Here is a 13,299-nt window from a genome sequence, read left to right as displayed (position 1 = left end):
CGTTTCAACCTTATGTCTTGTACAAACATCCCTTACAAAGTCCTAAAACCCTCCATACTCTCTCCAAGAATATAGTGTGAAAACCACATCAAGTTCTGCTTCATAATAGCCACATGAACTCCTGGTTGGTCAGAACTATATGCCATTCCTTTAAATATAATTAATTCTGTATCAACTTCCATATCCATTAATCCTTGATATAGATCATATGCATTTGTAATTGGAATTCTTGCATCCTTTTCCCCATGTTGAATTAAGGTAGGCGTACAAGCTGATTTAATATACGTCATAGGTGATGTCTTCGTATATATCTCTGGATCATTCCATGGAGTATTTCCTAAATACATTCTAATAAAGTAAGGTATATCTGTATTTACATAATGGGTACTCCAGTTAGTTATTCCACCGCCAACTGAAATAGCTTTAAACCGACTACTAAACGTAGAACAGAAAGCTGATACATATCCACCGTTGCTCCATCCCATAACTCCTACTCTATCCTTGTCTACCATCCCTTTTTCTACTAGTTCATCCACTCCAGATATAACATCATCGTAGTCAGCAATCCCCTGTTTTCTATAGTTAGCTTTTAAAAATTCATTACCATAACCTGAACTTCCTCTGTAATTTGGTTCTAAAACGATAAAGCCTTTTTCAACAAACTGTTCAATCGGATATTTCTCATTGAAGCAGTCTGAAAATATCGGAAAAGATGCCCAAGCCGGACCGCCGTGAATTACTACTAATAAAGGATATTTTTTATTAGTGTCCAACTCTACTGGCGTTGATAAAACACCTTCTATTTCAAGACCATCGCTACTTTTCCATGAGATGATTTCCCTGTTACTTCTAAGTTTCCCTTTGAAAAAGCTATTTTCATCCGTTATTTTTTTATCGTCTAAATAGATTTCAAAGGTTTCATTTGTTATAGCCTTATTGTAGGATACATGTTTGCCATCCTTTGTTATAGAAGCATCCATTATAAAGCCATCTACTTTTTCGCTTAATATTTCCACAGTGCCATCTTCGGCTAGCAAACCAATAAGATAATTCGTTTTATTCTGCCACCTAATTAAAACCCCTTTAGCTGTCCACTGTAATGGCATAACCGTACTATCAAAATTTGTTACAGGTTGAATTACCTTTCCGGTATTTATATCATATATCTCTAACGTACTATCCTGTATATGGTTTCTATAGTAATCCTTCTCTCTTATGCTTGCTGTGTAACATATTTCACTGCCGTCAGGAGAAAAGCAAACACTCCCTCCCAACAACTTATCCACATTCAGCTTTTGTAGCTCTCCAGCTTTAATATGGAGTATGTATAGATCTCCATTTATATAATCTGCCATATTTGAGCTTGGTGTCGCCATAAATACAACCTTTTTACCATCATTTGAAATATCAAATTCATGGATATGAAAATCCTTACCATCCGTTAATTGATAAACGACTCTGTTCTCGTGTTCATCTGTATCACTTTGTATCACCTTCTCTATTTCAATGTAATATAAACAATTATTCTGGTGTTCCTTACCTATATGTTGAAAATCTCCATATAGGTCCTTACGTTTCTTTATCTCCTCACATTCTTTTGACTGCGTAACATAATAAAGACCCTTGCCAGTAGGACCCCATTTGAATGTACTGACTCCTTCTTTCTCATCGGTAATTTGAACCTCTCTATAACCATCTAGTGACTTAACAAATATCTGATTTTTCCCATCACCAACTGGACTAAGATATGCGATACACCTAGCATCTGGAGACCATAATGGGTGTGTACTATCTATATCACCATTTGATAATGGGTAACTCTGCTTCTTATCTTTTTCATATATCCATACATGATTCCTATATGTATTGTCTTTCCAATTAGCCGTCTTCTTAACAAATGCTACGTTTTTACCATCATCACTTATGTTTGTACTTGATACGGTTGGTAATGAAATAATCTCTTCTATACTTAAATATGTTTTTTCATTCACTTTCATCAATATACCCCCTTGAAATGTCCATAAATCTCTCGTCTCTTTTTGCCGTAATAAATGAAATTGTTCACGAATACTTAAAATAATAACGGAAAATTCAGACAAACAAAAGTGAAGTCGATAAAGTAAAACTTTAATTTATGGAGTTCTATCCACTTACCAATTCTAGATGTTCTTTTTCGACACAAAAACACCCCTTTAGATAAAATATCTAAAGGGGTGCAAATTTGTAAATTTATTTTAAAGCTATAACTATATATTGGTTTGGAATAAAATTTGATAGCAATGAAGTCAAAAATCTTTATTTAACAACAAAAAAATTCATTTTGAAAAAACGTTTGATCAAAATAGAATTACTCTTTTTAACTAAGTATGAGATTTTTATAAAAAAATTTTAATCAAAACTCACTTACAATCTTTACTTGAAGGAATAGAGCTTCGCATCTTTTTTGTGAACATCGTTAAACTAAGATAAACTTTGACCGCACCTGTAATTAATTGTAAAATATTATACATAGAAAGGTATTATAAAATAAATATAGAAGGGGTATGTTTTTTTGTTTTAAAGGGGCTAAAACACATCTATTTTATGTTTTGAAAGGGAGAATTGAAAAATCATATGAAGAATTTCAAAAAGAGTACCGGTAAAATTTTACTAGCATCTGGATTAGTAGTTTCTATGTCAGCTTGTAGTGTAACAAATTTATTTGGAGAAAAAGAAAAAACAAATACTGAATCTGGTAAACAAGAAAGTAAAGAAACTAAGACAGAAGGTAAATCATCTGAAACAAAGGAAAAATCAACTAACTCAAAAGAAGAAAGTAAAGATGTTAAGATGATTATGGTTTTGCCTGAGGATTACCCACAACTTATGGTAGACATTGAAGAAGACTTATTAAGACGTCTAGATTACTATGATGCTTCTGTGAGGGATAATAAAAAGGGAAGTAAGTCAAATGAAGAGGTACGAGATAGTATTAAAGACTTAGATAAAGTATTTAATAAAATAGAGCGTATAGATGCACCAGGAAAATACAAGGAAGATCATAAGGAAATTGTAAAAGCTGTTCAAAAGTTAAAAGAATCTTTCAAAGAAGTATCGAAGTTATTTGATTACTCTAAAACACTTAAAGATACGGATGATGCAATCATAGATAAAGCAAACAATAAATTAGATGAAGCAAAACGCATTTGGAAACCTGTATTTGATAAGTTAAAAGCGGAAGCTAAGGGTGGTTCAACAACTACCTCTACAACAAGTGGTACTAGTTCTTCTAACTCACCGAGTTTATCTAGTGGTAATACAGTTAAAACATACAGTACCCAAGATAAAACTGGTATATTCAAAGGAAAAATTGATACACCAGACGAGGATTCCGCTAAGTTTAAGAATGTACAGAACAACTATAAAGACGGTACAGAGCTTGTAGGTAATTGGGGTATTGATTACGGAGACGGAGTCAAAACTACGTTAGTCCTAAAAGCAGATAAGACATTTGAAACATATGCAAATGGTTCTTATCCAAATAAAGATAATTACTTAACAGGAACATACCAAGCAGACGTTTCTTCCCATCAGTTAACGCTAATGGTGGAAAAAGGAACTCAAAATGGACAAGAAGTGAAATTGGAAAGACCTATTTATTCATCATATGAGGTTAAAAATTTAGATGGTAAAGCGTTACAAATTTTCCACATAGACGAACAAGTAACAATTTGTTATGTAAAACAATAAATAACTAAAAAAACTCTGTAAAATGATTTTTACAGAGTTTTTTCTTAGTTTTAATTTATTTCAAACGTATAACTATATTTATTAACCTACCAATCTCCTACTCAACAGTAACAGACTTAGCTAAGTTACGTGGCTTATCAACGTCACACTCGCGGTGAAGTGCTGCGTAGTATGAGATAAGTTGTAATGGAATAACTGCTACTAGCGGTGCTAGCGCTTCGTGTACAGCTGGTAATACGAAGCTGTCTCCTTCCATTTCTAAGCCTTTCATTGAAATGATACATGGGTTAGCTCCGCGTGCTACTACCTCTTTCACGTTGCCGCGAATTCCAAGGTTTACGTGCTCTTGTGTAGCAAGTGCGATAACTGGTGTACCATTTTCGATTAAAGCGATTGTACCGTGTTTTAACTCTCCTCCAGCGAATCCTTCTGCTTGGATGTAAGAGATTTCTTTTAGTTTTAACGCACCTTCTAATCCTACGTAGAAGTCTACGCTACGTCCGATGAAGAAACAGTTACGCGTTGTCGCTAAAAATTGTTTTGCTAATGCGTCCATTTCTTCTTTTTGATCACAAAGTTCTATCATTGCATTTGCTACAAGTCCTAGTTCGTGTGTTAAATCGAAATCAAGAACTTCACCTTTTGCTTTAGCAATATCAGCCGCTAAAATTGAAAGTACTGCAAGCTGTGCTGTGTAAGCTTTCGTTGATGCAACTGCAATTTCTGGTCCAGCGTATAACGGAAGTGTATAATCAGCTTCACGAGAAAGCGTAGAACCAGGCACGTTTGTAATTGTTAATGCTTTATGGCCCATTTCATTTGTTTGCACAAGTACTGCACGGCTATCAGCTGTTTCACCACTTTGTGAAATGTAAATGAAGAATGGTCTTTCTGTTAATAATGGCATGTTGTAAGAGAATTCACTTGCCACGTGTACTTCAACTGGCATTTTTGCAAACTTCTCGATAAATTGTTTTCCAACAAGACCTGCATGATAACTCGTTCCACATGCAATGATGTAAATACGATCGCTATCTAAGATCGCATTGCGGATGTCTTGATTTAATTCAATTTCGCCATTTTCATCTTGATACTTTTGAATTATATTACGGATTACAAGTGGTTGCTCATCGATTTCTTTAAGCATGAAATGAGGATATGTTCCCTTTTCAATATCACTTGCGTCTAATTCCGCTGTAAACGGTGCACGTTCAATCGTTTCACCTTGTAAGTTTTTAATTGTAATACTTTCTTTCGTTACGATTACGATTTCTTTATCCATTAACTCAATAAATTGATCTGTAACTTGTAACATCGCCATAGCGTCGCTTGCCACAACATTAAAGTTGTCACCAACACCTACTAATAGCGGGCTTTTGTTTTTAGCAACATAAATCATGTTTGGATTTTCAGCATCAAGTAATCCGATTGCATAAGAGCCATGTAAAAGAGATAGCGTATTACGGAACGCTTCTTCTACACTTAATCCTGTGCTCACTTGTTGTTCCATAAGCTGTACGATAACCTCTGTATCTGTTTCACTTACGAACGTTACATCTTGTAAATATTCCTTTTTCACTAATTCATAGTTTTCAATTACACCGTTATGAACTAATGTAAAGCGTTTTGATGTACTTTGATGCGGATGCGCGTTTACTTTACTTGGAACACCGTGTGTAGCCCAGCGTGTGTGTCCGATACCCACGCTTGCTGCTACGTTCTCATCTACGATTTCACGAAGTTTTGCGATACGGCCTTTTTCTTTGTATACAACAACACCGTTCTCTGCTTGTACTGCAATACCTGCTGAATCATATCCACGATATTCTAGCTTTTCTAAACCTTTTAATAAAATTTCCTTTGCATCTTGCTCTCCAATAAATCCTACGATTCCACACATGTTTAGTCGCCGTTACAAATGCTTACACTGCTCTGCGAACATGTAACGACATAGTCCGATACCATTTTTATTTATACTAAAAAACGGATTACATATTGCTAGCCCTGTAAGCTTGTAACGGCTTTCACCTTCCTCTCGATTGGGTTTAAGTCCGTATATACTTATACAGCTAGTTTTCATCCGTTCCTCTTCTCTCATCACACTTTCACCTTTGTCCACTAAGTCACCTTAATGATTTAAGTAAAAGCTTGCGGTTGTGATGAACAACCGGGAGTCATCCGCCGAAATCTCGATAAACCCCACCTCGTCAACTACACTATTTGTAGTTCTGGCGCTTTTATAATTTACAATATTTCCTTTGAGAAAAAGAACAAGACCATCTTATAACAAACATGGATAAACCGTCAATGAAATTTTTTTCATCGTCTATAAAACATATGAAAAAGGAGCACTTTTTGTGCTCCTTTTTCATATAAATTCAGCTAATTATTCAGCGCCAACTTCAGCTTTCACAACTTCTACAATGCGATGTACATATGCATCACAAACTTCTTGTGTTGGTGCTTCTGCCATTACACGAATAAGTGGCTCTGTTCCAGATGGACGAACAAGAATACGGCCATCACCGTTCATTTCTTCCTCTACAACACGAATAATTTCTTTAATTTTTTCATTTTCTAATGCTAATTTTTTATCTGTTACACGAACGTTTACTAACAATTGTGGGAATTTCGTCATTTCTCCTGCAAGCTCAGATAATGGCTTTTTCGTCATTTTCATGATGTTTACAAGTTGAAGTGCACTTAACATTCCATCACCAGTTGTAATGTAATCAAGTAAGATAATATGGCCTGATTGTTCTCCACCTAGGTTGTAACCTCCACGCTTCATTTCTTCCATTACGTAGCGGTCACCAACTGCTGTTTTATCACTTGTAATATTATTTGCTTCAAGTGCCTTGTAGAAACCTAAGTTACTCATAACAGTTGAAACAACTGTATTATGTTTTAATTGACCAGTTTCTTTCATATATTTCGCACAAATGAACATAATTTGATCACCGTCAACGATGTTTCCTTTTTCGTCTACAGCAATTAAACGGTCGCCATCGCCATCAAAAGCAAGTCCGATATCCGCACCTTTTTCTTTTACCAATTCAGCTAAGCCTTCTGGATGTGTAGATCCTACACCCTCATTAATATTCATACCGTTTGGAGAAGTTCCCATTGTTGAAATATCAGCTTCTAGGTCTGCAAATAAGTATGGAGCTAGAGAAGAAGTTGCACCATGTGCACAATCTAAAGCGATATGTAGGCCAGAGAAATCTTCTTCAACAGTTTGTTTAATGTACTGTAAATATTTTTGTCCACCTTCAAAGTAATCGCTCACTTGTCCAAGATTAGTACCTGTCGGACGTGGTAGTTCATCAACTTCTTTGTCTAATAAAGCTTCAATCTCAGCTTCTTGCTCATCTGTTAATTTAAAGCCGTCTGAACCAAAGAATTTAATACCGTTATCTTGTACTGGATTATGAGATGCAGAAATCATAACACCCGCTTGTGCATCTAGTGCTTTTGTTAAATAAGCAACGCCCGGTGTAGAAATAACGCCAAGGCGCATTACTTCTGCTCCAGTTGATAATAGACCTGCTACTAAAGCTCCTTCTAACATATGACCAGATACACGTGTATCACGGCCGATAATTACTTTTGGACGATCTGTATCTTTTGTTAATACATAACCACCAAAACGTCCAATTTTGAAAGCTAATTCAGGTGTTAACTCCTTATTTGCAACTCCGCGTACTCCATCTGTACCAAAATATTTACCCATTATGATTCGCTCCTTTTTCTTGCTCTTTTTGATTATCTACTGTTGGTTCTTGACTCGTTTCTTTATCTTTATCTTGATTTTGATTTTGGTTTTGATTCTTTTCCTGTTCTTTTTCTGAATCAGGTTCAGGATTTTTTGGTTTCTCATTTTGATTTTCTTGATCCGTATTTGAATCCGGTTGTTGACCGTTACCCTGTACTTCTTTATCTGGTTTTTCTTTCTTCACAATAGTAACTTTAGCACTTTTTTGTTTTGGCTCTATTGAAATATTACCAGGACCGCTCACTTGAATGGAAATATCTTTCGTCCCTGAGGATACATTTTGCAGATTAATTACCGCTGTTATTTGAGCAGCTGTTATTTTATCTACTATACTTGCTTCTCCTGAAATATCAACACTTATCTTTCCATCTTGCGGCGAAAGTAGCTGAGCAGTAACATCTTTAGACAGTCCATTTTTCTGGATTGGGATACCATCAATCGTTTTTGTTTTCGTTTGTTTTGTTTTTTGCACTCCCACCGAAACCTTCACTTGATTCGGTTTTGCACTTGTTACACCCTTGGGTAATAAAACAGAGGCATCGAATGTTGTAGACTCTGTCAATTGACTAAGATCTACTTCGACCCCCTCTAGCGATTGTATATTATCCAAAATATCTTTTGGACCAGCTATCGTTACTTCTCTCGGTTCAACACTGATATTTGTAACCGCCAATCCTTCTGCTAAACTCCCCTTCTTCGTATACGTTACAGGAACAGTTTTTTCAGTATTATTGGCTGTAGTTTGCGTTGCCACATTCAACGTTACACTAATCTTAGATGGACTTGTTCTTACATTTAAACGTTTTCCTTCTTTATTGTATAATGTAACTTCGGGCGTTTTTGTAACAGTTTTATTAACACCTTTTAAATCAACATACGCTTTGGCAGAGGAAATGCTTTCAATTTCTTCTTTCGTCCCAACTACCTCAACAGTATCCGGTTTAAGGCTTGATTTTTCTAGAGTAGCCCCGGCTGGCATCTGATCCTCATTTGATAATTTCAGATCTACATGAACATATTTTCTCGCCTTTTCATGAAGAGTAACTTTAATTGTTGATGGCTGAACTGTTCCTTTCACATCATCTGGAAGCCCGTTCGTTTTTAAAGAAATCTCATAAGTTCCTTTTGGACTATCTCGCAAATCAACCGGTATGTCAAATTGTTTTTTTGCTTTTGCTGTAGCAACTGATGCTTTTGGGCCTTCTAATTTTACTTTAACGCCCTCTGCCGGAATACCACTTACAATATATTTCTCCTCATCATACTTAAGATTAATAGCATAATTAGTTAATGTTTCTTTCGTATCATTTGCAAAAGGTAATATACCTGATGTCGTATTTTTTTCAGTTAACGTCGCTGACATAAAAAGCATACACGCCAATAGTAATGAGATCCCTTTTAAAAACCAATGATTCTCCATTAACTTATCCATGACGCTTTCTCCTCCAATTCCATAAAGACGAAGAAGTCGTTTTTTCGTTTCCACTAAATTCAGCTAATAACATATCTTTCAGCTGTTCTGTCTTCAAATCACGATGCAACTTACCATTTTTCGTTAAAGAAATTTGACCAGTTTCTTCAGACACAACTACTGTAATACTATCAGTAACTTCACTAACTCCCATTGCAGCACGATGTCTAGTTCCTAATTCTTTAGAAATAAACGGACTTTCTGATAATGGAAGATAGCATGCTGCTGCTTTAATTGTACTTCCTTGCATAATTACCGCTCCGTCATGAAGAGGTGTATTTGGAATAAAAATATTAATAAGTAATTCCGATGATACGTTTGCATTAAGCGGAATACCCGTTTCCACATAATCACCCATACCGGTCTCTTTTGACAAAGTAATTAATGCACCAATTCTACGTTTCCCCATATATTCGGTTGCTTTTGCTATCGCTGTTGCAACCATTTCAGGTTCATCATCCTCATGCGTTCCAACACGCGAAAATAAGCTCCCGCGCCCTAGCTGCTCAAGTGCTCTTCGCAATTCTGGCTGAAAGATAATAATAACGGCTAAAAATCCCCACGTTAATACTTGTTCAGTTAGCCAAGATAGCGTACGCAATTCAAGGAAAATACTGATCATCTTAACGACGATAATAACTGTAATCCCTTTTAAAAGTTGAACAGCTTTCGTCCCTCGGATTATAAGAATTAGCTTATATATAATAAACCATACAATGGCAATATCTAATGCCGTACTAAGATATTTCAAAATGGTCGTATCTTCAAAAGGCATGCTATCCCTTCCTCCTACTTACGAGCAATTCTATCCATATATTGAAATATTGTTTTATGCTCTATCTGTATGTATTTCCAACAACTAGTTAATTATACCATACATGAAACAAACGACAATTACAAACAACCCCCTTTAGCTCAAATTGGTAAGATGTCAAACATTTTTATTGTACAGTATAATATAAATCATTATTATACGCTTATTTTCAAATAAAAAAAGCAACTTCTCAGTTGCTTTTCTTACATTTATTTTAGTTTTTCACCGAATAAAGAACCCATTAAAGCAACTGCTGTTGTTGCCGTTCTATTTCTCTCATCTAAAATCGTATTTACCTCAACAAATTCAGCAGATGTGATAATATCAGCTTCTGCTAACATTTCCATCGCCAAATGACTTTCACGATAAGATAGACCGCCAATTACAGGTGTTCCAACACCTGGTGCATCATGAGGATCAAGACCATCTAAATCTAATGATAAGTGTACACCATCGGTATGAGATAAATATGCGATTGTTTCTTCCATCACAGCCGTCATCCCCATACGATCAATTTCATGCATTGAGAACACTTTAATACCTTCATTGCGAATGAAATCTTTTTCTCCTTCATCCAATGCACGCGCACCGATAATTACGACATTCTCTTTTTTCACCTTTGGATATGCTCCGTATAAATCTACAAGTGAAGAATGTCCATAACCTAAACTTGCTGCAAGTGACATACCATGAATATTTCCAGATGGTGAAGTTTCCTCTGTATTTAAATCACCGTGTGCATCATACCAAATAACGCCTAAGTTTTTATAATGTTTTGCTACACCAGCTAATGTACCGATAGCAATACTATGGTCACCACCTAATACAAGTGGAAAACGACCTTCTTCTATAATATGATCCACCTTACTTGCTAATTCATTACATACAGTTGCAACTTGTGTAAGGTTTCTTAATTTTGTATTTTCATCTATCTCTTTTTCTCTCTCTATACATATATCTCCCATATCTTTAACGTCATATCCAATTTCTTCAATTCTTTCAATTACCCCTGCATAACGGATCGCGCTCGGTCCCATATCAACTCCACGACGCATCTGTCCTAAATCCATTGGAACTCCAATAACTGAGATTTCTTTTTTCATAGATAGTATCCCCCTTTTATGCCTTCACTAAATATTTTAAATCTTTTATATAGTCTGACTCAACTCGACATTTTTCTGTATGGATATACAATTTATTCACTTATATTCACGTTGAAAACCAAATTTTAAGACTATTCTATGTATAAAGTTAACTTAATGAAACAATCGCAATCACTATTATTAAATAATAATAATAAAACACTCCTATATTTAGAAGTGTTTTTCTGATGCTATTTTCCATACTGTTGCAATATTCTTCGTTGTCATTTCAATATTTTCTTCTGCTACTTTATATGCTTCTTCTAGTGTCATCGGTCTCGTTGTGATACTAAATACCGCATCTATTCCTTTCTCGTACACAGCTGAATAATCAGATGATACAGACCCTCCAATAGCAATTACAGGCACAGAAAAACGTTTTGCACGCCCCGCAACACCCACAGGAGCCTTTCCATATGCAGTTTGTTTATCTATTCTACCTTCACCAGTTATAATAAGATTTGCATCTTCTATATGTTTATCGAAATTTGTATAATCTAATACAATTTCAATGCCCCTACGCAAGTCTCCCTTTAACACTGAAATAACAGCCGCTCCCATTCCTCCCGCTGCCCCTGCACCAGGTATTTCAGATACATCAAAAGATACATATCGTTTAAGCATATTCGCATAATGTTGTAAATTTTCATCTAGCTCTTTCATCATCTCTATATTTGCACCCTTTTGTCTCCCAAATACGAAAGATGCTCCCTGCATTCCGACTAATGGATTATCCACATCACATGCCGCTTCTATCTTTACCCCCTTTAAGCGTGGGTCCATTCGTGAAAAATCAATAGTAACAATCGAGTGTAATGTGCCTCCAGATGGATCTATTACTTCACCCTTGCCATTTATAAACCTTACTCCTAAAGCCGCTAACATACCTGCCCCGCCATCATTTGTAGCACTTCCTCCAAGTCCTAAAATTATGTACTCCACTCCTTGATTTAGCGCATGTAATATAAGTTCTCCTGTTCCTTTTGTCGTTGTAATAAGTGGGTTGCGCTTTTCAACTGGAACGTGCTGTAATCCTGATGCTGCTGCCATTTCAATAAACGCTGTCTTTTTATCTTTAGAAATGCCATAAAAAGCTTGTATACCTTCTCTAAGCGGTCCTGTCACACTAATTGATATAATTCTCCCCCCTGTAGCATCAACAAGTGATTCAACCGTCCCTTCTCCTCCATCTCCAATTGGTATTTTCACATACTCTGCATTAGGAAAAATTGCTCTAAAACCTCTTTCAATAGCTCCACATACTTCTATAGCTTTTAGGCTTTCTTTATATGAATCAGATGCAATAACAACTTTCACAATTATCTCCCCATCCCTTATTTTTACGTTTTCTTCATTTTAAACGACAAGTATAAAAGTTGTCTTTTTAAACACAAAAAAAGCTTACATCGTATGATGTAAGCTTTTTTATTTAGATGGAGCCTAGCGGGATCGAACCGCTGACCTCCTGCGTGCAAGGCAGGCGCTCTCCCAGCTGAGCTAAGGCCCCTTATTAATTAAGCGGAAGACGGGATTCGAACCCGCGACCCCAACCTTGGCAAGGTTGTATTCTACCACTGAACTACTTCCGCAAAAATGATGAGCCATGAAGGACTCGAACCTTCGACCCTCTGATTAAAAGTCAGATGCTCTACCAACTGAGCTAATGGCTCGTAAATGGCTGGGCTAGCTGGATTCGAACCAGCGCATGACGGAGTCAAAGTCCGTTGCCTTACCGCTTGGCTATAGCCCATTAATATTTACTAGTATGGTTATCTTTTCAAAAAAATAAACCCTCTCAGGTTATTTTAAAGAAAATGGTGGAGGGGGGCAGATTCGAACTGCCGAACCCGAAGGAGCGGATTTACAGTCCGCCGCGTTTAGCCACTTCGCTACCCCTCCGACATTTTAAATATATATGGTGGAGGATGACGGGATCGAACCGCCGACCCCCTGCTTGTAAGGCAGGTGCTCTCCCAGCTGAGCTAATCCTCCAAAAGTGGTGACCCGTACGGGATTCGAACCCGTGTTACCGCCGTGAAAGGGCGGTGTCTTAACCACTTGACCAACGGGCCAAAAAAGTTTTAAACCTATTCCCAAGCTTCCAACCGGGCTTGAACCGGTGACCTCTTCCTTACCATGGAAGTGCTCTACCAGCTGAGCTATGGAAGCATAATGGCTCCGCAGGTAGGACTCGAACCTACGACCGATCGGTTAACAGCCGATAGCTCTACCACTGAGCTACTGCGGAATAATATTAGCCTGGCAACGTCCTACTCTCACAGGGACAAGGTCCCAACTACCATCGGCGCTAGAGAGCTTAACTTCCGTGTTCGGTATGGGAACGGGTGTGACCTCTCTGCCATCATTA

The 13,299-nt window shown here is 36.8% G+C and carries 9 protein-coding genes, 9 tRNA genes and 1 rRNA gene; 1 reads left to right on the top strand and 18 read right to left on the bottom strand.

What is annotated here, in order from left to right; all coding sequences use genetic code 11:
* Positions 1–32: 32 nt before the first annotated feature.
* The gene (locus ACTFP3_RS27725) at positions 33–1,997 is read right to left on the bottom strand and encodes a S9 family peptidase (protein WP_326036148.1); all 1,965 of its coding nucleotides are present in this window, start codon (positions 1,995–1,997) and stop codon (positions 33–35) included.
* A 604-nt stretch (positions 1,998–2,601) separates the two neighbouring features.
* Between ACTFP3_RS27725 and ACTFP3_RS27720 the strand changes: the two genes are divergently transcribed.
* On the top strand, positions 2,602–3,729 hold the full coding sequence (locus ACTFP3_RS27720) for a DUF3994 domain-containing protein (RefSeq protein ID WP_440011889.1): 1,128 nt from the start codon (positions 2,602–2,604) through the stop codon (positions 3,727–3,729).
* A gap of 97 nt (positions 3,730–3,826) precedes the next feature.
* Here the strand turns inward: ACTFP3_RS27720 and glmS are convergent, their stop codons facing one another.
* The 17 genes from glmS to rrf all read right to left on the bottom strand — a co-directional run.
* Positions 3,827–5,629, bottom strand: coding sequence for a glutamine--fructose-6-phosphate transaminase (isomerizing) (glmS, locus tag ACTFP3_RS27715; RefSeq protein WP_000334163.1), 1,803 nt, complete (start codon positions 5,627–5,629; stop codon positions 3,827–3,829).
* Positions 5,630–5,641: 12 nt separating this feature from the next.
* A complete protein-coding gene (locus ACTFP3_RS27710) occupies positions 5,642–5,827 on the bottom strand; it encodes a hypothetical protein (RefSeq protein ID WP_001206405.1) in 186 nt (61 codons plus the stop codon).
* A gap of 288 nt (positions 5,828–6,115) precedes the next feature.
* On the bottom strand, positions 6,116–7,462 hold the full coding sequence (glmM, locus tag ACTFP3_RS27705) for a phosphoglucosamine mutase (RefSeq protein ID WP_000521476.1): 1,347 nt from the start codon (positions 7,460–7,462) through the stop codon (positions 6,116–6,118).
* Positions 7,455–8,936, bottom strand: a complete 1,482-nt coding sequence (locus ACTFP3_RS27700; protein WP_000359601.1) for a CdaR family protein — start codon at positions 8,934–8,936, stop codon at positions 7,455–7,457. Before ACTFP3_RS27700 ends, glmM begins: the two co-directional genes overlap by 8 nt.
* Positions 8,929–9,750: a diadenylate cyclase CdaA gene (gene cdaA, locus ACTFP3_RS27695; protein WP_001115697.1), complete on the bottom strand. Its 822-nt coding sequence runs from the start codon at positions 9,748–9,750 to the stop codon at positions 8,929–8,931. Before cdaA ends, ACTFP3_RS27700 begins: the two co-directional genes overlap by 8 nt.
* 248 nt (positions 9,751–9,998) lie before the next feature.
* On the bottom strand, positions 9,999–10,892 hold the full coding sequence (gene rocF, locus ACTFP3_RS27690) for an arginase (protein WP_000711563.1): 894 nt from the start codon (positions 10,890–10,892) through the stop codon (positions 9,999–10,001).
* A 210-nt stretch (positions 10,893–11,102) separates the two neighbouring features.
* Positions 11,103–12,248, bottom strand: a complete 1,146-nt coding sequence (locus ACTFP3_RS27685; RefSeq protein ID WP_000869592.1) for a glycerate kinase — start codon at positions 12,246–12,248, stop codon at positions 11,103–11,105.
* Between the two features lie 117 nt (positions 12,249–12,365).
* A tRNA-Ala gene (locus ACTFP3_RS27680) sits at positions 12,366–12,438 on the bottom strand.
* Positions 12,439–12,448: 10 nt separating this feature from the next.
* A tRNA-Gly gene (locus ACTFP3_RS27675) sits at positions 12,449–12,520 on the bottom strand.
* A gap of 8 nt (positions 12,521–12,528) precedes the next feature.
* Positions 12,529–12,601, bottom strand: a tRNA-Lys gene (locus ACTFP3_RS27670).
* A gap of 5 nt (positions 12,602–12,606) precedes the next feature.
* Positions 12,607–12,681, bottom strand: a tRNA-Gln gene (locus ACTFP3_RS27665).
* Positions 12,682–12,746: 65 nt separating this feature from the next.
* Positions 12,747–12,830, bottom strand: a tRNA-Tyr gene (locus ACTFP3_RS27660).
* 17 nt (positions 12,831–12,847) lie between these two features.
* Positions 12,848–12,923, bottom strand: a tRNA-Val gene (locus ACTFP3_RS27655).
* Positions 12,924–12,928: 5 nt separating this feature from the next.
* Positions 12,929–13,003, bottom strand: a tRNA-Glu gene (locus ACTFP3_RS27650).
* Between the two features lie 24 nt (positions 13,004–13,027).
* Positions 13,028–13,100 (bottom strand) — tRNA-Thr (locus ACTFP3_RS27645).
* Positions 13,101–13,104: 4 nt separating this feature from the next.
* Positions 13,105–13,179 (bottom strand) — tRNA-Asn (locus ACTFP3_RS27640).
* Between the two features lie 9 nt (positions 13,180–13,188).
* Positions 13,189–13,299, bottom strand: a 5S ribosomal RNA gene (gene rrf, locus ACTFP3_RS27635); the annotation flags it as partial.

The sequence above is a fragment of the Bacillus cereus group sp. MYBK5-2 genome (assembly GCF_051915685.1).
In the GTDB taxonomy this organism is placed as follows: Bacteria; Bacillota; Bacilli; order Bacillales; family Bacillaceae_G; genus Bacillus_A; species Bacillus_A cereus.
This window is presented reverse-complemented; position numbering and strand designations above follow the sequence as displayed.

Bases quoted from the DNA above. Each gene is read 5' to 3' on its own strand.
- cdaA (WP_001115697.1), bottom strand. From the start codon at position 9,750: ATGCCTTTTGAAGATACGACCATTTTGAAATATCTTAGTACGGCATTA.
- glmS (WP_000334163.1), bottom strand. From the start codon at position 5,629: ATGTGTGGAATCGTAGGATTTATTGGAGAGCAAGATGCAAAGGAAATT.
- glmM (WP_000521476.1), bottom strand. From the start codon at position 7,462: ATGGGTAAATATTTTGGTACAGATGGAGTACGCGGAGTTGCAAATAAG.
- ACTFP3_RS27710 (WP_001206405.1), bottom strand. From the start codon at position 5,827: ATGAGAGAAGAGGAACGGATGAAAACTAGCTGTATAAGTATATACGGA.
- rocF (WP_000711563.1), bottom strand. From the start codon at position 10,892: ATGAAAAAAGAAATCTCAGTTATTGGAGTTCCAATGGATTTAGGACAG.
- ACTFP3_RS27725 (WP_326036148.1), bottom strand. From the start codon at position 1,997: ATGAAAGTGAATGAAAAAACATATTTAAGTATAGAAGAGATTATTTCA.
- ACTFP3_RS27700 (WP_000359601.1), bottom strand. From the start codon at position 8,936: ATGGATAAGTTAATGGAGAATCATTGGTTTTTAAAAGGGATCTCATTA.